Consider the following 25519-nt stretch of genomic DNA (forward strand, 5'->3'; position numbering starts at 1 on the left):
GTGCCGGGAGTGCGGAAGTCGGTCCCGCGCGGATCGGCTTTCACGCCGCCTCCTCGAAGAAATCGGGAAGGAGGCCGCGGGACCGGCCCAGGGTGCCGAGCGCGGCGGCGGCCGCCCCGACACCGCTGCGAACCGCACTCTCCATGGTCGCGGGCCACCCGGTGGCGGTCCACGCTCCGGCCAGGTAGAGGCCGGGTGCCTTGGTGCGGGCGCCGGGCCTGAGGCGCCCGACGCCGGGGGCGGGGGCGAACGTCGCGGTGCGCTCCCTGGTCACGAAGAAGTCCTTCACCTCGGCACCCCGGGCGCGCGGCAGCAGCCGCTCCAGTTCGGGCAGGTACCGCTCGCGCAGCGCGGCCACGGTCTCGTCGATGTCGTTCTGCGCGGTCGACTGGGACACCGCCAGGTACTGACCCTCTTTCAGTCCGGAGGCCTCGGTGCGGTCGAACACCCATTGCAGCGGGGTGCCGAGGGCCGTGAGGAACGGCGTGGCGAGCACCTTGCGGTCGTAGACCACGTGGAGGTTGAGGATCGGCGCGGTGCCGATCTCCAGGAGATTTTCCGGGGCGTCGAGCGCACCGTCCGGCAGCAGGTCGTGGGCCTCGCGCTGGGGTACGGCGAGGACGACGGCGTCCGCTTCGAGCGTCTCGCCGGGAACCTGAACGCTCCAGCCGCCGTTCTCGTTTACGGAGACGGAGGTGACGCGTGTACGGACCTCGGTACGGACGCCCGCGGAGTCGAGCGCCTTGCGGGCCAGCCGGTCGTGCAGTTCGCCCAGCGGGACACGGGCCCACCCGATGTCGGCCGCTCCCGGGTCGGACAGCAGACCGGTCTTGAACACCATCGCGGCGAGTCCCAGGGAGGCGTCGCCCGCGACCGCGTTGAGGGTGGCGACCCCGACCAGGTCCCACAGGGCCTCGACGGCACGCGCCGACTGACCGTGCGCGGTCAGCCAGCTGCCGAAGTCCTGGGTGTCCAGGGCCGGGTCGGCGAGGTCGAGTCCCTTGAGCGCGAGCGCGGCACGGCCCACCGAGGCGCGTTCGGCGAGGGAGAGGTGCGGGTAGGTCGCCAGGCTGCGCCCCAGGTGCAGGGGCACGGGCAGGGCGTCGCGCCGCAGTCTGCCGAGCCGGTTGCCCTCGGACCTGGCCAGGTCGACGACGGGCACGTCGAGACGTTCCTGCACGGGTGCGAGCGCGGCCCCGCCGATCCGGTCGAGGAACCACCGGTAGGCGGTGCAGCAGCGCAGGTACACGTGCTGGCCGTTGTCGACGGTGAGGTCGCCGCGCTGGAAGGAGAAGGCGAGCCCGCCGAGCCGGGGGCGCCCTTCGAGCAGGGTGACGCGCGCGCCGGCGTCCGCCAGTGCCAGCGCGGTGGTGACCCCCGCGAGTCCGCCGCCGACCACGACGGCATGCCCGCCGGGGCCGAGGGACGAGACGTCCGCGAGCACTCCGCCCTCGCGCGTGCCCTTGCCCTGCGTCATGGTGCGCCCTTCCCTGTCCGGCCGCCGCGGTGTTTGAACGGCGTACGGCTGACCGTCTCAGTCAGGGACGCCGACCGCCACCGGAGGGTTGCCCGCTGCTGTGCGCCGGTGGTTCCGTACGGGTCCTGGGTGTCGAGTGTGCCCGGTGTGTCCATCAGGCGCGCCTCCTGACGGCCCGCCGGGTGACGTGCCGGGCGTCGAGGCCGGACAGGCCGCGCACGGCGACGTACGCCTTCTCGTGTCCGGGCAGGGAGACCCGGCCGCGCAGCACGGCCTCGGGGTCGCGCTCGATCCGGTCGAGGAGGCGTCGGTAGATGCCGGCCATGGCGGCCACGCAGGCGCCGCTGCGCCGGTCCAGCATGGGCAGTAGCCGGTAGCCCTCGGCGAAGAGGGCGCGGGCCCGGCGCACCTCGAAGTGCACGAGGCCCGTGAAGTCGGAGCCCTCGGGCGGTGTCGGCCCGTTGAACCCGGCGGCGCAGCCGAACTTGGCGAGGTCGTCGGCGGGCAGGTAGGTGCGCCCGCCCTCGGCGTCCTCCCGGACGTCGCGCAGGATGTTGGTGAGCTGGAGCGCGAGCCCGAGCGTGTCGGCGTACTCGGGCGCGCGCTCGGCGCCGCGCGCCCCCGGTTCGGTGCCGAACACACCGAGCGAGAGACGTCCGATGGCGCCCGCCACGCAACGGCAGTAGACCTTCAGGTCGTCCCAGGTCTCGTAGGTCTCGCCGCGCAGGTCCATCTGGACGCCGTCGATCAGCTCGTCGAGGCCGCCGAGCGGGATCGGGAACCGCCGGGCGGCGTGGGCGAGGGCGACGGCGACCGGGTCGGTGTCGTCCTCGTCGACCCCGCCCTCCTGGATCCTGGCGAGCACGGCCCGGGTCTCCTCCAGCCGGGCCGCCTTGACCTCGTCCGGCAGCGCTCCGTCGCCGATGTCGTCGACGCGGCGCGAGAACGCGTACAGCGCGGACATCGCCCGCCGCTTGGGCGTGGGCAGCAGCCGGATGCCGTAGGCGAAGTTGCGTGCCTGCTGACCGGTGACGGCCTCGCAGTAGCTGTAGGCGGCGAGCACCGGTGCCGGCATGTTCGCTGACGACTCCACGGACCCGATCACCCCTCTCCTCGCAGGACCACGCCCGCCTCGCGCAGCAAGTGGACCTTGCCTGACCTGGGCGGGCCGGGAAGTACGTCGTGATCCGCGGCGGCGATCGCGTCGAGCGCCGCCCTTCCGCCCGCCACGAATCCGGCGAGCAGGAGCCGCAGCCTGCCGTGGACGCTACCCACCAGGGGGGCTCCTTCATTCAGCAGGTCGCGGGCGCGGGCCGCCTCGTAGGCGATCAGTGCGCGCACGGACGCGTTCGCGGTGGGTGCGGCCAGGTCGCTCTCCTGGACGTGGAAACGTTTCATGTCCTCGGCGGGCAGGTAGACGCGGTCCCGGCCGAGGTCCTCGGCGACGTCCTGGAGGTGCTCGACGATCTGCAGGGCGGTGCAGATCTCGTCGGAGCGGCGGATCCGTTCGGGGGTGGAGGTGCCGGTGACGGCGAGGACGAGCCGGCCGACCGGGTTGGCGGACAGCTCGCAGTAGGCGAGGAGGTCGTCGTACGTCTCGTAGCGTGCGACCAGCTGGTCCTGGCGGTTGGCGGCGATCAGGCCGAGGAAGGGCCCGGGGGTCAGCGCGCGGCGACGCACGGTGGGCACCAGGCGGCGCAGCAGCGGGTGGCGCGGGGTGTCGTCGAAGACCCTGCGCAGGTCCTCCTCGAAGGCGTCCAGCATCAGCAGCCGGTCGTCGGCGCGGTCCTCGGGCACGCCGAGGAGGCGGGCGTCGGCGCCGCCGGGGGCGAGGTCGCCGTCGCCGATGTCGTCGACGAGGCGGGCGAAGCCGTACACGGCCATGAGGTCGGTGCGCCAGGCGCGCGGCAGGAAGAAGGGGGCGACGGGGAAGTTCTCGTCGGCGGCCTTGGCGAGGGTGCCGCGCTCCGGGTCGACGGCGTGCGCCGTCTCGGTGGCCGTCATCGCGGGCTGCCCTGGGCGGGGACGGCGCACACCTCGGGGAGCCGGGGAGTTTCCGTAGCCATTGCCGTCACATCTCCCGTTCTACACTGCCGACCCAATACACACTATTTCGGACACGCCGCCCTGCCACCCGCGCGGCAGGCCCGCCTGAGGGTGTCGGGCATTATCGCCCCATGTGCCGCGTTTCGGGACCGGTACAGCTTACGTTGTACAACTCACGGGCGTCCGTCGGGGTGCACGACGCATCACAACAACACACCCATCCGCTTCAAGATTCCTGCGAACGCCAGGAGTTGACGCTTCCTTTGCAGACGCGGAGCCCCGCCGGAACAGTTCCGGCGGGGCCCGGCGTGTCGGGCTACTTGCCCGTGAACTTCTCGTACTCCTTGAGCACCTCGTCGGTCGGGCCGTCCATGCGCAGCTCGCCGCGCTCCAGCCACAGGACCCGGTTGCAGGTGTCGCGGATGGACTTGTTGTTGTGGCTGACCAGGAAGATGGTGCCGGCCTTCTTCTTCAGCTCCCGGATGCGTTCCTCGGAGCGGGTCTGGAACTTGCGGTCGCCGGTGGCCAGCGCCTCGTCGATCATCAGGACGTCGTGGTCCTTGGCGGCGGCGATGGAGAAGCGCAGCCGGGCGGCCATGCCGGAGGAGTAGGTGCGCATCGGCAGGGTGATGAAGTCGCCCTTCTCGTTGATGCCGGAGAAGTCGACGATGTCCTGGTAGCGCTCCTTGATCTGCTCGCGGGTCATGCCCATGGCCAGGCCGCCGAGGATGACGTTCCGCTCGCCGGTCAGGTCGTTCATCAGGGCGGCGTTCACACCGAGCAGGGAGGGCTGGCCGTCGGTGTAGACCTTGCCGCGCTCGGCGGGCAGCAGGCCGGCGATGGCCCGCAGCAGCGTCGACTTGCCGGAGCCGTTGGAGCCGATCAGGCCGATGGCCTCGCCCCGGTAGGCGGTGAAGGAGACGCCGCGCACGGCGTGCACCTTGCGCACACCCCGCGCGTCGCCGGAGCCCCGCTTCACGATCCGGCTCAGGGCGGCGGTGGCACTGCCCTTCCCGGTCTTGGCGCCGTTGACGCGGTAGACGATGTGGAGCTCGTCCGCGATGACCGTCGGCACCCGCTGGTCCTGCTGCTGCTCAGCCACGGCCGTACCTCTCCTCCGCCTTCCAGAAGTACACGAAGCCGCCCGCGGCGAGGACCACGGCCCAGCCGAGCCCGACCGCCCACACGTGCGGCGGCAGGTTGTCGGAGCCGTATCCGTCGATCAGCGCGAAGCGGATCAGGTCCATGTAGACGGCGGCCGGGTTCCACTGGAGCACGTCGGCGAGCCAGGCCGGCTTGTCCTCCAGCATGATCGGGATGGAGAACATGACGCCCGACGCGTACATCCAGGTCCGCATGATGAACGGCATCAGCTGGGCCAGGTCCGGCGTCTTGGCCCCCATGCGGGCCACGATGAGCGCCAGGCCCATGTTGAACAGGAACTGCAGGACGAGCGCCGGGAGGACCAGCAGCCAGGACAGCTTGGGGTAGCTGCCGAAGCCGATGACCACCGCGAACATGACGATCATCGAGGCCAGCAGCTGCTGGAGCTGCTGGAGCGCGAACGAGATGGGCAGCGAGGCGCGCGGGAAGTGCAGTGCCCGCACCAGTCCGAGGTTGCCGGAGATGGCGCGCACGCCCGCCATCGCGGAGGACTGGGTGAAGGTGAAGACGAACACACCCGTCACCAGGAACGGGATGTACACGTCCTTGGGCATGCCGCGGCCGGCGTTGAGGATCAGACCGAAGATCGCGAAGTAGACGAACGCGTTCAGCAGCGGGGTGGCCACCTGCCACAGCTGGCCGAGCTTGGCCTGGCTGTACTGGGCGGTCAGCTTCGCCTGGGAGAAGGCCAGGATGAAGTGCCGCCGTCCCCAGAGCTGACGGACGTACTCCACGAGGGAAGGTCTGGCACCGCTCACGGACAGCCCGTACTTGGCGGCGAGCCGGGCCGGTGTGAGGCCCTCGTCGGGCGACACGGGCTTGGTCATGGCGACCGTGCCGTCGTGCGTTGTCTCACTCACTGGTGGATACTTTCGTCTTCGAAACGCTCGGCCGCGCGGGCCTGGCATGGACTGGACCTGGTGGCCCTCCGGCCGGAGGGCCGGAACGCTCTCGGTACGAGCTTGTCAGATCACCGGGGGACGGCCCAGCCGGGTCAGCCGCCACACCGTACGCCACCGCATGGGCCGGCGTGGACCGCACGGGGTGGCCCAGCCCTCGCGGAAGCCGCCGAACCATGCCTTCAGGGCAGGTCGCGACGGGCGGCGCAGCAGGGTGAGCGCCATCCAGACCCCGAGGTAGACCGGAACCAGCAGCGCGGGGAGGTTCCGGCGGGCGAGCCAGACGCGGTTGCGGGCGACCATGCGGTGGTAGACGGCATGCCGGGACGGCGCGGTCGTGGGGTGGTTGAGCACCATGTCGGACCGGTAGTCGATCATCCAGCCCGCGTCGAGGGCCCGCCAGGCCAGGTCGGTCTCCTCGTGGGCGTAGAAGAACGCGTCCGGCAGCCCGCCGACCTGGGTGAGGACGCGGGTGCGCACCGCGTTGGCGCCGCCGAGGAAGGTGGTGACCCGGGAGGAGCGCATCGGGTCGGAGGCGCGCAGCCGCGGGACGTGCCGGCGCTGGGTCTCGCCGGTGTCCGGGTCGGCGATGCGGAAGCTGATGATGCCCAGCTCGTCGTCGGCCGCGAAGGCCTCGCGGCACAGCTCGGCGGTGTCGGTGCGCGCGAGCAGGCCGTCGTCGTCGAGGAAGAGCAGGACGTCGACGTCGCTGCCGCCGGGTCCGAACGCCTCGATGCCGACGTTGCGTCCGCCGGGGATGCCCAGGTTCTCGGGCAGCTCGACGGTGCGCACACCGTCCGGCACCTCGGGGACGGGGGCACCGTTGCCGACCACGACGACCTCGACCCGGTCGCCGTCCTGCTTCGCCACCGAGTCGAGCAGGGCGCGCAGTTCCTCGGGGCGGTTGCCCATCGTGATGACGACGGCGCCGACCTTCATGGGCGCGCTCACTTCAGCCTGCTGGAGGCGAGGATGGACACCAGGTGCAGCAGGGTCTGGAGCAGCGCGATGCCGGCGAGTACGGCGGTGCCGAGGCGGGTGAAGAAGAGGTCGCCGCGGGCCTGGTCGACGATCGCGAGGACCAGGATCAGCAGCGAGGCCTCGATGCCGAGGATCAGCCGGTGGAACTTGAGCGCCCCGGCGGCCCGGCGGGCCAGCGCCATGCCGGAGGAGCGGATCTCGGAGGCTGCCTCCTTGACCGGGGGCATCCCGTTCTGGTGCCGGGCGACGCCCACCAGGTCGGTCTCGGCCTTGATCAGGATGGCGCCGAGGGCGGCCAGGGTGCCGAGGAAGGCCCACAGCCAGTCGATGCGTCCGGTGCCCCAGATGTCGGCGGCGCGCAGGCCGAGGCCGACCAGGACGGCGGCGTCGGTCAGGTAGGCGCCGACCCGGTCCAGGTAGACCCCGCCGAGCGAGTACTGCTTGCGCCAGCGGGCGATCTCGCCGTCGACGCAGTCGAGCAGCAGGTACAGCTGGACCGCGACGACGCCGAGCACGGCGCCCCAGACGCCCGGCACGAGCAGCGCCGGCGCCGCCAGCACGCCGCAGACGGTCATCAGGTACGTGAGCTGGTTGGGCGTGACCCTGGTGTTCACCAGGTAGCGGTCGATCCGCAGCGAGACCTCGCGCATGTAGAGGCGTCCCGCCCAGTGCTCGCCGCTGCGCCGGTCCTTCACCCCCGCGGGGTGGACGACCGGACGTAGTTCAGCTACCGATGGCCTTGACATAGTCGGCGTACAGGTCCTTGATCTGGTCGGTTTTGAGGTCGAGGTGCTCGAGGATCGTGTAGCGGCCGGGCCGCGTCTGGGGGGCGAACTCCACGGCCCGGAAGAACTCCTCGGGCGTGAACCCGATCTCCTCCGGCAGCACCGGCAGCCCGTGCCGGCGCAGGACCTCGGCCATGTGGGCGGACTCCTCGTGGGCCCCGCGCAGGTACATCGCGAAGGCCGCGCCCAGGCCGCACTGCTCGCCGTGGGAGGCCGCGCGGGTGGGGAAGAGCAGGTCGAAGGCGTGGTTGATCTCGTGGCAGGCGCCGGAGGCGGGCCGCGAGTCGCCGGAGACCGACATGGCGATGCCGGTGAGGACCAGTGCCTCGGCCAGCACCTGGAGGAAGTCGTTGTCGCCGATGCCGCCGGGGTGCCGCAGCACGGCCTCGCCGGCCTGGCGGGCCATCGCGGCGGCCAGGCCGTCGATCCGCTCGCCCTTGACCCGGTTGGCCAGCTCCCAGTCCGCGATCGCCGAGACGTTGGAGACGGCGTCGCCGATGCCGGCGCGCACGAAGCGGGCCGGGGCGGCGCGGACGACGTCCAGGTCGATGACGACGGCGATCGGGTTCGGCACGCCGTAGGAGCCGCGGCCCGCGTCGTTGTCGAGGGTGGCGACCGGGGAGCACAGACCGTCGTGCGCGAGGTTGGTCGGCACCGCGACCAGCGGGAGGCCGATGCGCGCCGCCGCGAACTTGGCGCAGTCGATGATCTTGCCGCCGCCGAGGCCGACGACCGCGTCGTAGTGGCCGCCCTTCATGGCGCCGGCCAGCTTGATCGCGTCGTCCAGGGTGCCGCCGCCGACCTCGAACCAGTCGGCGCCGGGCAGCGACGGGGCGACGCGCTCACGCAGCCGGGCACCGGAGCCGCCGCTGACGGCGACGGCGAGCTTGCCCGAGTGGGAGATGCGCTCGTCGGCGAGTACGCATCCCAGGTCGTCGAGGGCACCCGCGCGGATGTCCACGACGACCGGCGACGGGATGAGCCTCGTCAGTACAGGCACGCGATCTCCCTGCCCTTGGCGAGGTCGTCGTGGTTGTCGATCTCGACCCACTTGACGTCGCCGATCGGCGCCACGTCGACCTTGAAACCGCGGTTGACGAGCTCCTGGTAGCCGTCCTCGTAGTACAGCTGCGGGTCGCGCTCGAAGGTGGCCTTCAGCGCGTCGGCCAGGTCGGCGGCGGCCTCGCCCTCGATGAGGGTGACGCCGATGTACTCGCCGGTCGCCTCGGCCGGGTCCATCAGCTTGGTGATGCGCTGGACGCCCTTCTCGGGGTCGACGACGACCTTCATCTCCTCGTCGGCGAGGTTCTTCACCGTGTCGAGGGCGAGGATGATCTTCTTGCCGTCGCCGCGGGCGGCGAGCAGGGTCTTCTCGACGGAGACCGGGTGCACGGTGTCGCCGTTGGCGAGGATCACGCCGTCCTTGAGGGCGTCACGGCCGCACCACAGGGAGTAGGCGTTGTTCCACTCCTCGGCCTTGTCGTTGTCGATCAGGGTGAGCTTGACGCCGTACTTCTGCTCCAGCGCCTCCTTGCGGTCGTACACGGCCTCCTTGCGGTAGCCGACGATGATCCCGACCTCGGTCAGGCCGACCTCGGCGAAGTTCGCCAGGGTCAGGTCCAGGACCGTGATGCTGTCCTCCGCGCCCTCGGGGCCGACCGGGACCAGTGCCTTGGGCAGGATGTCGGTGTAGGGGCGCAGACGGCGTCCGGCGCCGGCCGCCAGCACGAGGCCGATCATGCGGGTTCTCCTTCGTCGTGTACGGCGGGTGCGCCGACCTTGTGGGCGGCGACCCAGAAGCGGATGCTCTCGACGAGCACCACGAGTGCCACGGCCACGGCGAGGACCGTGAGCGCGAGCTTGAACTGTGTGGCGGTGAGCAGCACGGCCAGCACGCAGATCACCAGCGTGCGGCCCTCGTGCCCGCCGATCGTCCGCACCAGCCACTGCGGCGGCGCGCCCGCGTCGCCGCGGATGCGGTAGACCGTGTCGTAGTGATGGTAGGCGACCGCGGCCACCAGCCCGAAAGCCGCCGGAAGGGCCCCGTTCACGTCGGCCTTCGCGGCCAGTACGAGGACGGTGAGGTATTCGGCGGCCCGGAAGAACGGCGGGACCAGCCAGTCGAGGGCACCCTTGAGGGGGCGGGCGACGGCGAGGGCCGAAGTCAGAACGTATACAAGTGCGGCGACGAGCGGCCAGGGGCCGCCGAAACCAGTGAGCGCGGCCGTCGCGACGACGGCGGCGCCGCCGAGGAGGGCGACGGCGGGGGCGGTGAAGCCGGGCAGCCGGCGGGCGGTGGACCGCAGGCCCTTGGCGACGGCCTCGGCGAGCGGGCCGGAGTCGGCGAGGTCGGCCAGCGCCTTGGCGGCCCGGTCGGTGCGGGTGGCCCTGCGGGTCAGCGAGCGCAGGACGCGGCCGGCGGTGGTGTAGGTCGCGGAGAACGCGCAGCCGATCAGCAGCGCGTAGAAGGTGATCCGGGGCGTGGTGAGCGCGGTCAGGACGGCGATCATCGCCCAGCGTTCACCGATCGGCAGCACGATCATGCGGCGTACCCAGACCGTCCAGCCGACGCTGTCGAGCTTGTCGGAGAGGGCGGCGGTGGGGCTGGTGTTGGCCGAGGCGTCGTGGTTGGCCTCGTTGAAGGAGAAGTCGACGACGTGCCGGCAGGTCTGGAGGACCATCGCGCCGAGGGCCAGGGCCCATACGTCGTCGCCGCCGCGGGCGGCGCCGAGGGCGAGGCCCGCGTAGTAGGCGTACTCCTTGGCGCGGTCGAAGGTGGCGTCGAGCCAGGCGCCGAGCGTGGAGTACTGCAAGGAGTAGCGGGCGAGCTGCCCGTCGGTGCAGTCGAGGACGAAGGAGGCGATGAGGAGCACGCCGGCGGCGACGAAGCCGCCGCGGGTGCCGGTGGCCGCGCAGCCGGCCGCTATGAGCGCGGTGATCAGCGAGGCGGTGGTGACCTGGTTGGGGGTCAGGCCGCGGCGCGCGCACCAGCGGGCGATGTAGCGGGAGTAGGGGCTGATGAAGAAGGTGGTGACGAAGCCGTCGCGGGCCTTGACCGCCGACTTCAGGCGTACGGCCTCGTCGTCGACGGCGGCGACGGCCTGGCGTGCCTCGTTGCGGGCCTGCGGGTCGGCGGGGACGGCGGCGACGAGGCTGCCCAGCTCGGGGCGGTGCACGTCGGCGCCGTCGGCGTCGAGAGCGGCGGTGATCCGGTCGGCGAGGCTGTCGACGGCGAGCGCGGTGCCGCCGCCCGCCGAGTTCTCGCGGGCCATCGCGCGGGTCAGCGCCTGGCGGGCGGCCGGCTGGGCGGTCACGGCGCCCGGGATCGCGGCGAGCGGGAAGCGGGGGTCGGTGAGGCCGAGGCGCAGGGCGTGCGGGTGGCCCACGAAGCGGGCGTCGACCACGGCGACCCGCTCCTCGCCCGGGACCCGGGCCAGCAGGGTCTCGGTGTCGGCGGCGCCGAGGGCGAGGTGCACGTCGAAGCCCAGGGACCGCAGCTCGCTCTCGATCGACGAACCGGGGACCGGCTGACCGGTGAGGATGGCGGTCGGCAACCGAACTCACTCCCTGGTGCCGGCGCCTCGGCGCCGGCCTGTGCATGGTGGAACGCCCGTGCCCGGGGCGCCCGGGCGGCATGTCGGCAGAGGTTATCGGATGCCGGGAACGCCGTGTTCACCGCCCGTTTCACGGTCGGTCGACGCCGCTTGCACCCACCTTCGCCGCGATCATCATTGTGGATCCGGGCCCCGTCCCACAAACCGCGCTCCCAGACCGGGCATCGCGGACATCGCACAGTGTCGGCACTTGTTCGCACAGGGTCAGGACCGCCCTCGGCGAAGCGTGCCCCCATACGGCGGACGAAGCGCCTCCGATTGCCCCGCAACACGCTGACCTGCGGAACGTTTCCCCAGGTCAGGGCACATGACAACGGTGTTCAGTGCCGCGTTGCCGGATACCCCCTACCCGTAGTTGACTGTCATCCGGGCGCCGGAGGGCCGGACGCCCCTGCGGACAAGGAGGCGGCTTTCCCATGGGGGCTGGGCACGATCACGGGCACGCACACGGAGGGCACAGCGGCGGGACGGTGACCGCCGCGTACCGGGGCCGGCTGCGGGTGGCGCTGGCGATCACCCTCACGGTCATGGTCGTGGAGATCGTCGGCGGTCTGGTCGCCGACTCGCTCGCGCTGATCGCCGATGCCGCGCACATGGCGACGGACGCCCTGGGGCTCGGCATGGCCCTGCTGGCCGTCCACTTCGCGAGCCGCCCGCCGAGCGACCGCCGCACCTTCGGCTACGCCCGCGCCGAGATCCTGGCCGCCCTGGCCAACTGTCTGTTGCTGCTCGGGGTCGGCGGCTACGTCCTGTACGAGGCGGTCGACCGCTTCATCACGCCGGCCGACACCGCGGGCGGGCCGACCGTCGTCTTCGGCGCGATCGGCCTGGTGGCGAACATGGTGTCGCTGTCGCTGCTGATGCGCGGCCAGAAGGAGAGCCTGAACGTGCGGGGCGCCTTCCTGGAGGTGGCGGCCGACGCGCTGGGCTCCCTGGCGGTGATCGTCTCGGCGCTGGTCATCCTGGCCACGGGCTGGCAGCCCGCCGACCCGATCGCGTCGCTGCTGATCGGTCTGATGATCGTGCCGCGTACCTTGCGGTTGCTGCGCGAGACCCTGGACGTGCTCCTCGAGGCGGCCCCCAAGGGCGTGGACATCGCCGAGGTGCGCGCGCACATACTGGCGCTGGACGGCGTCGAGGACGTACACGACCTGCACGCCTGGACCATCACCTCGGGCATGCCCGTGCTGTCGGCGCACGTGGTGGTCGACGGCGAGGCGCTGAGCGCGATCGGCCACGAGAAGATGCTCCACAAGTTGCAGGGCTGCCTCGGCGACCACTTCGACGTGGAGCACTGCACGTTCCAGCTGGAGCCCAGCGGTCACGCGGAGCACGAGGCGCGGTTGTGCCATTGAGGCCCGGCAGGACGCGCCGGGGCCGGTGAACCGTCCAGGGCTCCGGGGGGCGCGCACGCACGGGGACGCGCTGTCGCACGCCCCCGTCCGCTTCCGGTCCGCCGCGATGCCTCCGGGAGGCCGGGGGCCGGGGGTTCCGGTGGGGCGACGCCGGGAATGATCTTCCATCGGACCCCTGCTCGGTGTCCGACCGGCCACCCCCGGTGCCCGTGCGGGCACCCGGGACATGCGGGTGTGCCGGGAAGTGCCGAGAGTGCCGGATTCGTACGGCACACTTGGGGCGCGAGGACCGATGTGAAGGATGGGTATGCCGATCACTCCTGCCACCGCGACGCCCAGCTCGTCGAACGGCACCGCAGACGCGATTTTGCTGGAACTGGTCGACGAGGACGGCGTGACGATCGGCACCGCGGAGAAGCTCTCCGCACACCAGCCGCCGGGGCGGTTGCACCGCGCCTTCTCCGTGTTCCTCTTCGACGAGCGGGGGCGGCTGCTGCTCCAGCAGCGGGCGCTGGGCAAGTACCACTCCCCCGGTGTGTGGTCCAACACCTGCTGCGGCCACCCCTACCCGGGTGAGGCCCCCTTCGCGGCCGCGGCCAGGCGGACGTACGAGGAGCTGGGGGTGTCGCCCTCCCTGCTCGCCGAGGCGGGCACGGTGCGCTACAACCACCCCGACCCGGCCTCGGGGCTGGTCGAGCAGGAGTACAACCACCTCTTCGTCGGCCTGGTGCAGGCCGGGCTGCGCGCGGACCCGGAGGAAGTGGCGGAGACGGTCTTCGTGTCCCCGGCGGAGCTGGCCGAGCGGCACGCGAAGGACACCTTCTCGGCGTGGTTCATGACGGTGCTGGACGCGGCCCGGCCGGCCGTCCGCGAGCTGACGGGCCCGTCCGCGGGCTGGTGAGCGGGGTCCTCCGCGGGGGCCCGCCGCAGCGGGTCCTGCCGCGGGGGGCCTGTGGCGGAGCGGGCCCCCCGCGGCGGGTCCTATCGCGGGGTGTGCTTGAGCGGCAGGGCGGCCCAGATCACCTTGCCGCCGCTCGCGGTGTGGGCGACGTCGCAGGCCCCGCCCGCCTCCCGGGTGACCTCCCGGACCAGCAGCAGACCGCGCCCGCCGGTGCGGCCGTGGTCGGTCTCCAGGGCGGTCGGGCGGTAGGGGTGGTCGTCCTCCACGGCCACCCGCACCCACTCGGGCCCGACGGCGACCTCCACGGCGAGCACCGGCGAGAGCACGGCCGCGTGCCGGACCGCGTTCGTGACCAGTTCCGAGACGATCAGCAGCAGCGCCTGCGTCACGTCGTCGGAGACCGGCACCCCCTGGCGGGTCAGCAGGTCGCGCACGGCGTGCCGGGCCTGCGGGACCGAGGCGTCCACGGCGGGGGCGGTGAACCGCCAGACGCCTTCGTACGGCAGCGGCCCGGCGGGCCCGGTCTCGTCCATCGTCCGGTCGCCACCCCTGGGCTCGATAGTCACCACACCCCGAGTGTTGGTAACCCGCCGGGCCGCACTCGGGGACTGAACACAAGTCAGCAAATATCGAGCGTTTTCTGATCGTTGACGCATGACACGCGACCGTTACTGTCCCGACTGACGCCCGCCTGCCCGCCGTCCGTCCGCCCGGCCGCCCGCAGTGGACGGGCCGGTGGATAACATCCGGTCCATGGAGCCGCAGCTGTTGCACCGGGTCGCCGACTCGGTCGCCACCGTCGTCGTCCACCACCCGGCCAAGCGCAACGCGATGACGGCCGAGATGTGGCGGGCGCTGCCCCGTGTCCTCGACGGCTTGGCCGCGGATCCGGGGGTGCGGGCGCTGGTGCTCACCGGTGAGGGCGCCACGTTCTGCGCCGGGGCCGACATCTCGACCCTGCGCGAGTCGGCCGAGGAGGCGCAAGGGCTGGCGGTACGGGCGGAGGAGGCCCTCGCCGCGTTCCCCAAGCCGACGCTGGCGGCGGTCCGGGGGCACTGCGTGGGCGGCGGGGCGCAGTTGGCGGCCGCGTGCGACCTGCGGTTCGCCGAGGAGACGGCGCTGTTCGGGGTGACCCCGGCCAAGCTGGGGGTCGTGTACCCGGCGTCCGCGACCCGGCGGCTGGTGGCGCTGACGGGGCCCGCCACCGCGAAGTACCTGCTGTTCAGCGGTGAGTTGATCGACGCGGCGCGGGCGCTGCGCACCGGTCTGGTGGACGAGGTGCTGCCGGAGGGCGAACTCGGCAAGCGGGTCGCGGAGTTCACCCGGGTGCTGACGTCCCGCTCGCTGCTGACGCAGTCCGCGGCGAAGGAGTTCGCGAACGGACGCACCGACCGGGACGCCCACTGGACCGCGCAGGCACGCGGCAGCGGCGACACCGCCGAGGGCGTCGCCGCCTTCCTGGAACGCAGGCAGCCGCGCTTCGGCTGGAGCGGGCCTACGTCCGGATGAACCGGCTCCGGCCGCGGAGCTTCTCGACGATGTGCGCGGGCGCCTTGGCCGGCGATCCGGCGTCGTAGGGCGGCTGGGGGTCGTACTCGGTCAGGAGCTGCACCGCCTGCGCGTGCTCGTCGCCGGCGATCCGGCCGAGCAGGGTCAGCCCCATGTCGATGCCGGAGGAGACACCGGCCGCGGTGACGTACTTGCCGTCGGTGACGACCCGTTCCCCGGTCGGCTCGGCGCCGTACCGCTTCAGGAAGTCCAGGGCCAGCCAGTGCGAGGTGGCGCGGCGCCCCTCCAGCAGCCCGGCGGCGGCGAGCAGCAGGGAACCGGTGCACACCGACGTGGTCCAGGTGCTGGTGGCGTCGGCGGCGCGCAGCCAGTCCAGCAGGGTCTCGTTCTCCATCTGCGGGCTCTGGCCGGGCCCGCCGGGGACGACGACGATGTCGGGGGCGGGCACGTCCGCCAGGGTCCGGTCGGCGGTGAGCGCGAGGTTCCCGGTGTCGGTGCGGACGGGGCCGGTGTGCTCGGCGACGAAGACGGTCTCCGCGTCCGGGAGACGGCCGAGTGTCTCGTAGGGGCCCACGGCGTCGAGGGCGGTGAAGCGGTCGAAGAGGACGACGGCGATCTGCACGTTCTTCCTTCCGGGGTCGGTTCGGTGGACGACGGTGCGTGTACGGGTCTCAGTGGGCCGGGGCGGGCCGGAAGCGGCGGCGGTACTCCGCCGGTGAGGTGCCGAGCGCCTTGACGAAGGCGCGGCGCATGGCCTCCGTCGTGCCGTAGCCGCTGGCCCGGGAGACCTCCTCGACGCCGTCGCCGGTGTCCTCGAGGAGCCTGCGGGCGTGCTCCAGACGGACCCGGTCGACGTAGCGGCCCGGCGTGGTGCCGGTCTCCGCCCGGAAGGCGCGGGCGAAGTGGCGCGGTGAGAGGCTGGCGCGGGCGGCGAGGGACTCGACGCCCAGATCCGCGCCGGGGTGTTCGGTGATCCACTGCTGGATCTCCCGCAGCGGCTCACGGTGCGCGCTCTGGGCGGCGAGCTGGGCGCTGAACTGGGCCTGGTTCCCGGGCCTGCGCAGGAACACCACGAGGTGCCGGGCGACGGTCAGGGCGACGTCCCGGCCCAGGTCCTCCTCCACCAGGGCGAGGGCGAGGTCGATGCCGGAGGTGACACCGGCGGACGTGGCCACGTTCCCGTCCCGGATGTAGATGGGGTCGGGGTCGACGTCCACGGCCGGGTGGTCGCGGGCGAGCCGGCCGCTGTAGGCCCAGTGGGTGGTGACGCGGCGGCCGTCCAGCAGCCCCGCCCGGGCCAGCAGGATCGCGCCGGTGCAGACGGAGACCAGGCGCCGGGCCCGCGGCCCGTGCCCGCGCAGCCAGTCGGTCAGGCGCGGGTCGGGGTCCCGGGTGCCCTGTCCGCCGGGGACGACCAGGGTGTCCGGCTCCGGCGCGTCGGCGAGAGCATGGTCCGGTACGACGGTCAGACCGCTGGACGTGCGCACGGGAGCACCGTCCAGCGTGGCCGTGCGGATGCGGTACGTGCCCGGCGTGTGCTTCTCGGCGCCCGCGAAGACCTCCACGGGGCCGGTGACGTCGAGACTCTGCACGTCGTCGAAGAGGAGTACCAGTACGGTCCGCCCGGCCGGCCGGGTTCGCTGCGCCATGCCGTCGATTCTTCGTCCCCCGTCCGATGGCCGCAATGACGAGAATCCCACCTTTCCTGCCATGGCCCGCGCGGACCTCCAGGACGTACTGAGCGGTTGGTAACCTGCGTGGTATGACCACTGCCGCACTCGACGCACGCGCGGGCCGCCGCTGCCACAACGCGCTCAACTCGCTGCACTCGACGCACTACTTCTCCCCCGACCTGGGCCGGGAGCTGGGTGCCCTCGGGGTCACCGACGCCCGGGCCGTCAACTTCGCGGTGCGGGCCGCCGCGCTGGGCGCGGTCGGCGCCGGCGTCGTGACGGCGGCGTTCTACAACTACAAGCACGACCTGGTCGCCCGGCACGTTCCCGCCGTGTGGGAGAAGGTCACTCCGCAGCAGGCCCTGGCGGCACGCCTGCGCGCCGTCGACGCGACGCTGCGCCGGCTGCTGGGCGCGCAGGCCGTGGCGTCGGCCGAGATGGCGGAGGCCGCCGAGCTGGCCCTGCGTGCCGCCGGGGGCTGCTCGCGCAGTGCCCGCCCGCTCTACTCGGCCCACGCGGACCTGCCCGTGCCCGACGCCCCGCACCTGGCCCTCTGGCACGCGGCGACGCTGCTGCGCGAGCACCGCGGCGACGGCCACCTCGCCGCGCTGACGACCGCTGGACTGGACGGTCTGGAGGCGCTGGTGACGCACACCGCGACCGGCAAGGGCATGGCACCGAAGTGGATCCTCAGCACGCGGGGCTGGACCCAGGAGGAGTGGGACGCGGCCACCGGCCGGCTGCGCGAGCGGGGGATCGTCGACGCGGCGGGCGAGCTGACCGAGGAGGGCACGGCCCTGCGCGAGGGGATCGAGCGGGAGACCGACCGGCTCGACGCTGCCCCCTACGCGCACCTGGGAGCGGAGGGCGTGGCGCGCCTGACGGAACTCGGGTCGGCTTTCGCCCGTGCGGCGCTCGAGGCGGGTGCCTTCCCCGCGGACCTGCTCGCCAAGCGCTGACGCGCCGTCGACACGCCCGGGCAGGCACGGGGCACGCACGGGAGGGCATACGGCGCCGGTACGGAGGTACCCGTACGTCTGCCGGCCGGGGCGGCCGGCAGACGAAAGGGGCAACTCGTGTTCCGTGCCATCGCAGACGTACTGCGCCAGATCGGTGGCGCAGTCGCCACCGTGGTGACGCTTCCCTTCCGGGCCCTGGCCCGGCTCTTCGGCGGGGCCTCCTCCGCCACGCGGGGCCGTCGGGTCTGATCCCCGGCCGCCTCCCCCCACCGGTTCCGACCGGCCGGGACGGCGCCCTGATCCCCGATTGTCGGCGCCACCTGCCACAATTGCCGCGCAACCTCAGTGAGAAGGCGGTACGGGATCGTGACGACACCCGGGTCCAACGCGTCCAGCACGTCCAGCGGGTCCAGCGACGCAAGGTCCATCGAAAGCAGGATCGCCGACGAGCTCGGCGTGCGGGAGCGACAGGTGAAGGCCGCGGTCGAGCTGCTGGACGGCGGCTCGACGGTGCCCTTCATCGCCCGCTACCGCAAGGAAGCGACCGAGATGCTCGACGACGCGCAGCTGCGCACGCTCGAGGAACGGCTGCGCTATCTGCGGGAGCTGGAGGAGCGGCGCGCGGCGATCCTGGATTCGGTGCGCGAGCAGGGCAAGCTCACGGAGGAGCTGGAGGCGCGCATCCGCGGGGCGGAGACCAAGGCGCGCCTGGAGGACATCTACCTGCCGTTCAAGCCGAAGCGGCGTACGAAGGCGCAGATCGCGCGCGAGGCGGGTCTCGAGCCGCTGGCCGAGGGCCTGCTCGCTGACGCGTCGGTGGACCCGTCGGCCGCTGCCGCCGCGTTCGTCGACGCCGGCAAGGGCGTGGCCGATGCGCAGGCCGCTCTGGACGGCGCGCGCTCGATCCTCACGGAGAAGTTCTCGGAGGACGCCGACCTGATCGGCGAGCTGCGCGAGCGGATGTGGACGCGCGGGCGGCTCGCCGCCAAGGTCAAGGACGGCAAGGAGGAGGCCGGCGCGAAGTTCGCCGACTACTTCGACTTCGCCGAGCCGTTCACCGAGTTGCCCTCGCACCGCGTCCTCGCGATGCTGCGCGGCGAGAAGGAGGACGTGCTCGACCTCGTGCTGGAGCCCGAGGAGCCCGCCGAGGGCCCGTCGTCGTACGAGGCGATCGTCGCGAGCCGGTTCGGGATCGCCGACCGCGGCCGGCCGGGAGACAAGTGGCTGGGCGACACCGTCCGCTGGGCCTGGCGCACCCGCATCCTGGTGCACCTCGGCATCGACCTGCGTCTGCGGCTGCGCACGGCCGCCGAGGACGAGGCGGTGAACGTCTTCGCCGCGAACCTCCGCGACCTGCTGCTGGCCGCCCCGGCGGGCACCCGGGCCACGCTCGGCCTCGACCCCGGTTTCCGTACCGGCGTGAAGGTCGCCGTGGTCGACGCGACCGGAAAGGTCGTGGCCACCGACGTGATCCACCCGCACGTCCCCGCCAACCGGTGGGACGAGGCGATCGCCAAGCTGGCGCGGCTGGCGAAGGAGCACTCGGTCGACCTGATCGCCATCGGCAACGGCACGGCCTCCCGCGAGACCGACAAGCTCGCCGGTGAACTCATCACCAAGCACCCGGAGTTGAAGCTCACCAAGGTGATGGTGTCCGAGGCCGGCGCCTCCGTGTACTCGGCCTCCGCCTTCGCCTCCCAGGAGTTGCCGGACATGGACGTCTCGCTGCGCGGCGCGGTGTCGATCGCGCGGCGGTTGCAGGACCCGCTGGCCGAGCTGGTGAAGATCGACCCGAAGTCGATCGGCGTCGGCCAGTACCAGCACGACCTCTCCGAGGTGAAGCTGTCCCGCTCGCTGGACGCGGTGGTCGAGGACTGTGTGAACGGCGTGGGAGTGGACGTCAACACGGCCTCCGCGCCGCTGCTCTCCCGGGTCTCCGGCATCACCTCCGGGCTCGCGGAGAACATCGTGGCGCACCGCGACGCGAACGGGCCGTTCTCCTCGCGGACCGCGCTGAAGAAGGTGTCCCGGCTCGGACCCAAGGCGTACGAGCAGTGCGCGGGCTTCCTGCGGATCCGGGGCGGCGACGACCCGCTGGACGCGTCCAGCGTGCACCCGGAGGCGTACCCCGTGGTGCGGCGGATGGTGAAGACCGCCGGGCAGGAGGTGACCGGCCTGATCGGCAACACGTCGGTGCTGCGGTCGCTGAAGCCGGACCAGTTCGTGGACGAGACGTTCGGTCTGCCGACGGTGACGGACATCCTGCGGGAGCTGGAGAAGCCGGGGCGCGACCCGCGGCCCGCCTTCAAGACGGCCACCTTCAAGGAGGGCGTGGAGAAGATCTCCGACCTGGCTTCCGGGATGGTGCTGGAGGGGGTCGTCACGAACGTCGCCGCGTTCGGGGCGTTCGTGGACGTCGGTGTGCATCAGGACGGGCTCGTGCACGTGTCCGCGATGTCCAGGACGTTCGTGAAGGATCCGCGGGACGTGGTGAAGCCCGGGGACATCGTGAAGGTGAAGGTGATGGACGTCGACATTCCGCGGAAGCGGATCTCGTTGACGTTGCGGTTGGACGACGAGGCTGCCGCGCAGGGGGAGCCGAAGAAGGAGCGGGGTGGGAAGCCGCCTCGGCAGCGGCAGCAGCGGGGTGCCGGTGCCTCCGGCGGGGGCGGGAAGGGGCGGTCTTCGTCGGCGCCCGCCGCGTCCAACGGGGCGATGGCGGACGCGTTGCGGCGGGCCGGACTCGCCTAGGCGTCCGGCGCTGGGGCGGGGGGTGGGTTGCGCGGACCGGGGCTAGCCGGGTGCCGCTGCGCCCACCCGTGCCGCCCCAGCGGCACGATTGCCCGCAGCGGCGGCGGCCGGCGGCTGCCCGCAGTCAGGCGGGAGCCTCCGTCACCTTGCCGTTCGTTACCTCCAGGCGGCGGGTGACGTGGACCGCGTTCAGCATGCGGCGGTCGTGGGTGACGAGGAGGAGGGTGCCCTCGTAGGCGTCCAGGGCCGATTCGAGTTGTTCGATGGCCGGGAGGTCGAGGTGGTTGGTCGGCTCGTCCAGGACCAGGAGGTTGACGCCCCGGCCCTGGAGGAGGGCGAGGGCGGCCCTGGTGCGTTCGCCGGGTGAGAGGGTCGACGCCGGGCGCGTGACGTGGTCGGCCTTGAGGGCGAACTTGGCCAGGAGGGTGCGGATCTCCGCCGGTTCCAGGTCGGGGACGGCGGCACGGAAGGCGTCGAGCAGGATCTCGGGGCCGTGGAACAGCTTGCGGGCCTGGTCGACCTCGCCGAGCAGGACCCCGGAGCCGAGCGCCGCGTGCCCCGCGTCGAGGGGCACGCGGCCGAGGAGGGCGCCGAGCAGCGTGGACTTGCCCGCGCCGTTGGCTCCCGTCACCGCCACCCGGTCCGCCCAGTCGATCTGGAGGGAGACCGGGCCGAGCGTGAAGTCGCCGCGCCGGACCTCGGCGTCGCGCAGGGTGGCGACGACCGCGCCCGAGCGGGGCGCCGACGCGATCTCCATGCGCAGGTCCCATTCCTTGCGCGGTTCCTCGACGACCTCCAGGCGTTCGATCATGCGCTGGGTCTGGCGGGCCTTGGCGGCCTGCTTCTCACTGGCCTCGCTGCGGAACTTGCGGCCGATCTTGTCGTTGTCGTTGCCCGCCTTGCGCCGGGCGTTCTTGACGCCCTTGTCCATCCAGGCGCGCTGCGTCTGGGCCCGGTCCTGGAGGGAGGCCCGCTTGTCGGCGTACTCCTCGTACTCGTCGCGGGCGTGCCGCCGGGCCACCTCGCGTTCCTCCAGGTAGGCCTCGTAGCCGCCGCCGTAGAGGTTGATCTGCCGCTGGGCGAGGTCGAGTTCGAGGACCTTGGTGACGGTTCGGGTGAGGAACTCGCGGTCGTGGCTGACGACGACGGTGCCGGCGCGCAGGCCGGTCACGAAGCGTTCGAGGCGCTCCAGGCCGTCCAGGTCGAGGTCGTTGGTCGGCTCGTCGAGGAGGAAGACGTCGTAGCGGGAGAGGAGGAGGGAGGCGAGGCCGGCGCGGGCCGCCTGGCCACCGGACAGGGACGTCATCGGCTGGTCCAGGCCGACGGTCAGGCCCAGCGCGTCGGCGGTCTCCTCCGCCCGGTCGTCGAGGTCGGCGCCGCCCAGGGCCAGCCAGCGCTCCAGGGTGGTCGCGTACGCGTCGTCGGCGCCGGGGGCGCCGTCGACCAGGGCCTGGGTGGCCTCGTCCATGGCGCGCTGGGCGTCGGTGACGCCGGTGCGGCGGGCCAGGAACTCCCGGACGCTCTCGCCGGGGCGGCGCTCCGGCTCCTGCGGGAGGTGGCCGACGGTGGCGGTGGGCGGGGACAGACGCAGCTCGCCCTGTTCCGGCGCGGTCAGCCCGGCGAGCATCCGCAGGAGGGTGGACTTGCCCGCGCCGTTGGCCCCGACGAGGCCGATCACGTCGCCGGGTGCGACGACGAGGTCGAGCCCGGTGAACAGGGAGCGGTCTCCGTGGCCGGCGGCGAGGTTCTTGGCGACGAGGGTGGCAGTCATCAGACCGTCGATCCTAGCCGCGCCCGGACGCGCCGGATCCCGGCCCCGATGGGCACGCGCTCGGCGGCCCCGCGGTGGGTACGTCCCGGGGGCGGGGCCCGCTCCGGACCCGGCGTGGGGCGTTCGGTTAACGTCCTGGTGTGGAAACCGAACTGGATGGCGAACTGACCGGTGAAGTCGTCGTGGTCGGCGGCGGGGTGATCGGGCTGACGACGGCCGTGGTCCTCGCCGAGCGGGGCAGACGGGTGCGGCTGTGGACGCGGGAGCCCGTGGAGCGGACCACTTCGGTGGTCGCGGGCGGACTGTGGTGGCCGTACCGGATCGAGCCGGTCGCGCTGGCCCAGGCGTGGGCGCTGCGTTCCCTGGACGTGTACGAGGAGCTGGCGGCGCGGTCCGAGGAGACCGGCGTGCGCATGGTCGAGGGTGTGCTCGGCGAGACCGCCCCGGACGAGGTGGGTGCGTGGGCCTCGGCCCGGCTGCCCGGGCTGCGCGCGGCGGGCCCGGCCGAGTACGCCGGGACGGGGCTGTGGGCCCGGCTGCCGCTCATCGACATGTCGGTTCATCTGCCGTGGCTTCGGGAGCGGCTGGCGGCCGCGGGCGGCACGGTGGAGGACCGTGCGGTGACCGACCTGGCCGAGGCGGACGCGCCGGTCGTCGTCAACTGCACCGGTCTGGGCTCCCGCGAGCTGGTGCCGGACCCGGCCGTGCGGCCGGTGCGCGGGCAACTGGTGGTCGTGGAGAACCCCGGCATCGACACCTGGCTGGTCTCGGCGGGCGCCGGGTCCGGGGAGACGACGTACTTCCTGCCGCAGCCCGGCCGGCTCCTGCTGGGCGGGACGGCGGAGGACGACGTCTGGTCGGACGAGCCGGACCCGGCGGTCGCCGAGGCCATCGTGCGGCGGTGCGCGGCCCTGCGTCCCGAGATCGCCGGGGCGCGGGTGCTCGCGCACCGGGTGGGGCTGCGGCCGGCCCGGGACGCGGTCCGGCTGGAGCGGGGGACGCTGCCGGACGGGCGGCGGCTCGTGCACAACTACGGCCACGGCGGCGCGGGCGTCACCGTGGCCTGGGGCTGCGCGCAGGAGGCGGCCCGGCTCGCCTCCTGACGCCGCCGTCCCGGTCGGCAGGCCTCCCGGGGGTCAGTCCTGGTGGTGGTGCTTGCCGATCGGGTCGCCCTCCACGTCGGTGCCGGGGCCGGGTCCGATCCGGATCTCGAAGTCGCCCTCGTACTGCTTGTGACCCTCGATGACGGCCAGTTCGACGGCTTCGTTGGCCATCTCGCCGCGCACCATGAGCGGGTCGCGGCGCAGGTCGCGCATGAGGGCGACGCACATGAAGATCATCACGATGACGAAGGGCGCCGCCGCGAGGATCGTCAGGTTCTGGAGACCGGTCAGCGCGTCACCCTCGCCGCTGCCGATCAGCAGCATGATGGCCGCGACGGCGCCGGTCACCACACCCCAGACGACGACCACCCAGCGACTGGGTTCGAGCGCGCCCTTCTGCGAGAGCGTGCCCATCACGATGGAGGCCGCGTCGGCACCCGAGACGAAGAAGATGCCGACGAGGATCATCACCAGCAGGCTGGTGGCGGTGGCGATCGGGTACTCCTGGAGCACGCCGAAGAGCTGCCCCTCCGGGGTCGAGTCGTCGCCCAGCCGGTTCTGCTCCTGAAGCCGCATCGCCGAGCCGCCGAAGATCGCGAACCAGATCAGGCTGACCGTGCTGGGCACCAGGATGACGCCGCCGATGAACTGACGGATCGTCCGGCCCCGGCTGATACGGGCGATGAACATGCCGACGAAGGGCGTCCAGGAGATCCACCACGCCCAGTAGAAGACGGTCCAGCTGCCCAGCCAGTCGGCGACGCCCTTGCCGCCGCTGATCTCGGTGCGGCCGGCCATCTGGGGCAGGTCGCCGAGGTAGGCGAAGACGGAGGTCGGCAGCAGGTCGAGGATGAGGATGGTCGGGCCCGCGACGAACACGAAGACGGCGAGCAGCAGCGCCAGCACCATGTTGGTGTTGGACAGCCACTGGATGCCCTTCTCGACGCCGGAGATGGCCGAGGCCACGAACGCCGCCGTCAGCACCGCGATGATGCCGACGAGCAGTCCGGTGCTGACCTTGTCCATCCAGTCGAGCTTCTCCATGCCGGAGCCGATCTGGAGCGCGCCGAGGCCGAGCGAGGCCGCGGAGCCGAAGATCGTCGCGATGATGGCCAGGATGTCGATGACCCGGCCGCCGGAGCCGTTGGCGTGCTTCTCGCCGATGAGCGGGGTGAACACGGCGCTTATGGTCTGCCTGCGGCGCCTGCGGAAGGTGCTGTAGGCGATGCCGAGGCCGACCACGGCGTAGATCGCCCACGGGTGGAGCGTCCAGTGGAACAGGGTGGTGGCCATGGCCGTCGCCATGCGGTCGCCGGAGTCGGCCGGGCTGGTCCCGGGCGGGGGCGTGGAGTAGTGCGCGAGCGGCTCGCTCACGCCGTAGAACATCAGGCCGATGCCCATGCCCGCGCTGAACATCATGGCGACCCAGGACACGGTCCGGAACTCGGGTTCCTCGCCCTCGGCGCCGAGGTGGATGCGGCCGTAGCGGCTGGCCGCGAGCCAGAGTGCGAAGACCACGAAGCCGGACGCGGCCAGCGTGAACGCCCAGCCCCCGTTGTGCAGCAGGCCGCCGAGCATGGAGCTCGAGACGTCCTCCAGCGAGTCGGTGGCGGCGGCGCCCCAGATGACGAACGCCAGGGTCAGGACGGCCGTGACGCCGAAGACGACGCGGTCGGTCCGGGGCTTGTGCTCGTGCCCCGGCAGGCCCGCTTCCGAACCCGGGAGCGTGCTTCTTTCGTGTTCTTCCTTGTCGCTTGGTCGGTCCTGCGTCACAGGCGGCACCTTTCCAGTCGATGAGGCCGAAACTACCCGTCCGCTAGGCCCATACCACGTAAGACGCGGAACTCACCTCATCGGCGGCGGGTATCGGGGGCGACCGGGCGTCGGGCGGCACCGTGACCCGGCACCGCGGGTGACTCATGACGACCGGGTGACGGTCGTGTGGCGGAGTGGCCGTGGACACGGCGGTGCGCCCGGGGCCGGACGGGCTCCGAACAGACTCCGCGCCCCGACGACTTGGCGTCCTAGGGGGTGTCCCCGTGGTCGTAGACGGTCACGGGGATGCCGCGCCGGGCGAGTCGGTCGGATATGAGCGGTTCCACCCGGGACCATTTGCCACCGGCCAGGCCGCAGCCTATGCGGGGCATGTGCACGGACGCCTCCAGCTCGGCCGCCCGGTCGGCGACGCGGCCGAGGGCGATGCCGATGGCCTCGTAGCGCACGGGGACGCCCTTGCTGCCCGTCCGCATGCCGTGCTGGCCGATCATGTTGGCCACCCACACGTAGGGATCGACCTGGACGAACTGGACGGCGCCGAGACCGAAGTCGTTGGTCGCGCGGTCGCGGTGCCAGGCGCGGTAGGCCGCCTCCGGCCCGGGCCAGCGGCGGGAGACGGCCAGGACGAAGCCCTTGCCCCAGCCGCCGAGGTCGTTGCAGACGTGGGCGATCACCTTGACGCCCTTGACCGACGGCGCGGTGGCGTCACCCCGGACATAGCTGATCTCCGACATGACGCCACCGTACGGGCCACC

General features: G+C 72.4%; 24 protein-coding genes. 7 read left to right on the plus strand and 17 right to left on the minus strand.

Going from position 1 to position 25519, the window contains the following annotated elements; all coding sequences use genetic code 11:
- Positions 1-40 precede the first annotated feature (40 nt).
- From hpnE to Sco07f_RS20030, 11 genes are all read right to left on the minus strand, one after another.
- Positions 41-1477 (minus strand): hydroxysqualene dehydroxylase HpnE, encoded by a 1437-nt coding sequence (gene hpnE, locus Sco07f_RS19980; protein WP_108988648.1) that lies wholly within the window; start codon positions 1475-1477, stop codon positions 41-43.
- Entirely contained in the window at positions 1474-1632 is a 159-nt protein-coding gene (locus Sco07f_RS40630; protein ID WP_007389108.1) for a DUF6380 family protein, read from the minus strand. Before Sco07f_RS40630 ends, hpnE begins: the two co-directional genes overlap by 4 nt.
- On the minus strand, positions 1632-2582 hold the full coding sequence (hpnD, locus tag Sco07f_RS19990; protein ID WP_439959693.1) for a presqualene diphosphate synthase HpnD: 951 nt from the start codon (positions 2580-2582) through the stop codon (positions 1632-1634). Before hpnD ends, Sco07f_RS40630 begins: the two co-directional genes overlap by 1 nt.
- The gene (gene hpnC, locus Sco07f_RS19995) at positions 2579-3481 is read right to left on the minus strand and encodes a squalene synthase HpnC (RefSeq protein WP_042822672.1); all 903 of its coding nucleotides are present in this window, start codon (positions 3479-3481) and stop codon (positions 2579-2581) included. Before hpnC ends, hpnD begins: the two co-directional genes overlap by 4 nt.
- Positions 3482-3839: 358 nt before the next feature.
- Positions 3840-4625 (minus strand): ABC transporter ATP-binding protein, encoded by a 786-nt coding sequence (locus Sco07f_RS20000; protein WP_007389107.1) that lies wholly within the window; start codon positions 4623-4625, stop codon positions 3840-3842.
- Positions 4618-5547: an ABC transporter permease gene (locus tag Sco07f_RS20005; protein ID WP_087788705.1), complete on the minus strand. Its 930-nt coding sequence runs from the start codon at positions 5545-5547 to the stop codon at positions 4618-4620. The genes Sco07f_RS20000 and Sco07f_RS20005 overlap by 8 nt, the downstream gene beginning before the upstream one ends.
- A gap of 105 nt (positions 5548-5652) precedes the next feature.
- Positions 5653-6525 carry a glycosyltransferase family 2 protein gene (locus Sco07f_RS20010; protein WP_007389105.1) on the minus strand — a complete coding sequence of 291 codons (873 nt, stop codon included), beginning with the start codon at positions 6523-6525 and terminating at the stop codon, positions 5653-5655.
- Between the two features lie 8 nt (positions 6526-6533).
- Positions 6534-7313 (minus strand): CDP-alcohol phosphatidyltransferase family protein, encoded by a 780-nt coding sequence (locus Sco07f_RS20015; protein ID WP_164381555.1) that lies wholly within the window; start codon positions 7311-7313, stop codon positions 6534-6536.
- Positions 7291-8352, minus strand: coding sequence for an iron-containing alcohol dehydrogenase family protein (locus Sco07f_RS20020; protein ID WP_007389103.1), 1062 nt, complete (start codon positions 8350-8352; stop codon positions 7291-7293). Before Sco07f_RS20020 ends, Sco07f_RS20015 begins: the two co-directional genes overlap by 23 nt.
- Entirely contained in the window at positions 8340-9092 is a 753-nt protein-coding gene (locus tag Sco07f_RS20025; RefSeq protein WP_007389102.1) for a phosphocholine cytidylyltransferase family protein, read from the minus strand. The genes Sco07f_RS20020 and Sco07f_RS20025 overlap by 13 nt, the downstream gene beginning before the upstream one ends.
- A complete protein-coding gene (locus Sco07f_RS20030; protein WP_087788707.1) occupies positions 9089-10906 on the minus strand; it encodes a DUF5941 domain-containing protein in 1818 nt (605 codons plus the stop codon). Before Sco07f_RS20030 ends, Sco07f_RS20025 begins: the two co-directional genes overlap by 4 nt.
- 476 nt (positions 10907-11382) lie before the next feature.
- Between Sco07f_RS20030 and Sco07f_RS20040 the strand changes: the two genes are divergently transcribed.
- Together Sco07f_RS20040 and idi are read left to right on the plus strand one after the other, a co-directional pair.
- Positions 11383-12321, plus strand: a complete 939-nt coding sequence (locus Sco07f_RS20040) for a cation diffusion facilitator family transporter (RefSeq protein WP_108988650.1) — start codon at positions 11383-11385, stop codon at positions 12319-12321.
- A gap of 307 nt (positions 12322-12628) precedes the next feature.
- Positions 12629-13222, plus strand: a complete 594-nt coding sequence (idi, locus tag Sco07f_RS20045; RefSeq protein WP_087788709.1) for an isopentenyl-diphosphate Delta-isomerase — start codon at positions 12629-12631, stop codon at positions 13220-13222.
- Between the two features lie 80 nt (positions 13223-13302).
- Here idi and Sco07f_RS20050 read toward each other — a convergent pair whose 3' ends face one another.
- On the minus strand, positions 13303-13755 hold the full coding sequence (locus Sco07f_RS20050; protein WP_007389055.1) for an ATP-binding protein: 453 nt from the start codon (positions 13753-13755) through the stop codon (positions 13303-13305).
- Between the two features lie 220 nt (positions 13756-13975).
- On the opposite strand from Sco07f_RS20050, the gene Sco07f_RS20055 reads away from it, so the two are divergent.
- Positions 13976-14731, plus strand: coding sequence for an enoyl-CoA hydratase/isomerase family protein (locus Sco07f_RS20055; RefSeq protein ID WP_007389052.1), 756 nt, complete (start codon positions 13976-13978; stop codon positions 14729-14731).
- Here Sco07f_RS20055 and Sco07f_RS20060 read toward each other — a convergent pair.
- The gene (locus tag Sco07f_RS20060; protein WP_054101876.1) at positions 14718-15353 is read right to left on the minus strand and encodes a DJ-1/PfpI family protein; all 636 of its coding nucleotides are present in this window, start codon (positions 15351-15353) and stop codon (positions 14718-14720) included. The genes Sco07f_RS20055 and Sco07f_RS20060 overlap by 14 nt on opposite strands.
- Positions 15354-15402: 49 nt before the next feature.
- The gene (locus Sco07f_RS20065; RefSeq protein ID WP_054101875.1) at positions 15403-16380 is read right to left on the minus strand and encodes a GlxA family transcriptional regulator; all 978 of its coding nucleotides are present in this window, start codon (positions 16378-16380) and stop codon (positions 15403-15405) included.
- A gap of 113 nt (positions 16381-16493) precedes the next feature.
- On the opposite strand from Sco07f_RS20065, the gene Sco07f_RS20070 reads away from it, so the two are divergent.
- From Sco07f_RS20070 to Sco07f_RS20075, 3 genes are all read left to right on the plus strand, one after another.
- Entirely contained in the window at positions 16494-17363 is an 870-nt protein-coding gene (locus Sco07f_RS20070) for an SCO6745 family protein (protein WP_167468161.1), read from the plus strand.
- Between the two features lie 117 nt (positions 17364-17480).
- Positions 17481-17612, plus strand: a complete 132-nt coding sequence (locus tag Sco07f_RS41110) for an LPFR motif small protein (RefSeq protein WP_007389050.1) — start codon at positions 17481-17483, stop codon at positions 17610-17612.
- 117 nt (positions 17613-17729) lie between these two features.
- Positions 17730-20114 carry a Tex family protein gene (locus Sco07f_RS20075; protein ID WP_108988652.1) on the plus strand — a complete coding sequence of 795 codons (2385 nt, stop codon included), beginning with the start codon at positions 17730-17732 and terminating at the stop codon, positions 20112-20114.
- 124 nt (positions 20115-20238) lie between these two features.
- On the opposite strand, the gene Sco07f_RS20080 is transcribed toward Sco07f_RS20075, so the two are convergent.
- Complete coding sequence (locus Sco07f_RS20080) at positions 20239-21885, minus strand: ABC-F family ATP-binding cassette domain-containing protein (protein ID WP_087788714.1); 1647 nt, start codon at positions 21883-21885, stop codon at positions 20239-20241.
- A 140-nt stretch (positions 21886-22025) separates the two neighbouring features.
- On the opposite strand from Sco07f_RS20080, the gene Sco07f_RS20085 reads away from it, so the two are divergent.
- Entirely contained in the window at positions 22026-22988 is a 963-nt protein-coding gene (locus Sco07f_RS20085; protein WP_108988653.1) for an FAD-dependent oxidoreductase, read from the plus strand.
- 33 nt (positions 22989-23021) lie between these two features.
- Here the strand turns inward: Sco07f_RS20085 and Sco07f_RS20090 are convergent, their stop codons facing one another.
- Both Sco07f_RS20090 and Sco07f_RS20095 read right to left on the minus strand, forming a co-directional pair.
- Positions 23022-24761, minus strand: a complete 1740-nt coding sequence (locus Sco07f_RS20090) for a BCCT family transporter (RefSeq protein WP_007389064.1) — start codon at positions 24759-24761, stop codon at positions 23022-23024.
- A gap of 251 nt (positions 24762-25012) precedes the next feature.
- Entirely contained in the window at positions 25013-25498 is a 486-nt protein-coding gene (locus tag Sco07f_RS20095; RefSeq protein WP_108988654.1) for a macro domain-containing protein, read from the minus strand.
- Positions 25499-25519 lie beyond the last annotated feature (21 nt).

Origin of the sequence: Streptomyces coelicoflavus, assembly GCF_003112555.1 — a bacterium.
Classification (GTDB): Bacteria; Actinomycetota; Actinomycetes; order Streptomycetales; family Streptomycetaceae; genus Streptomyces; species Streptomyces coelicoflavus.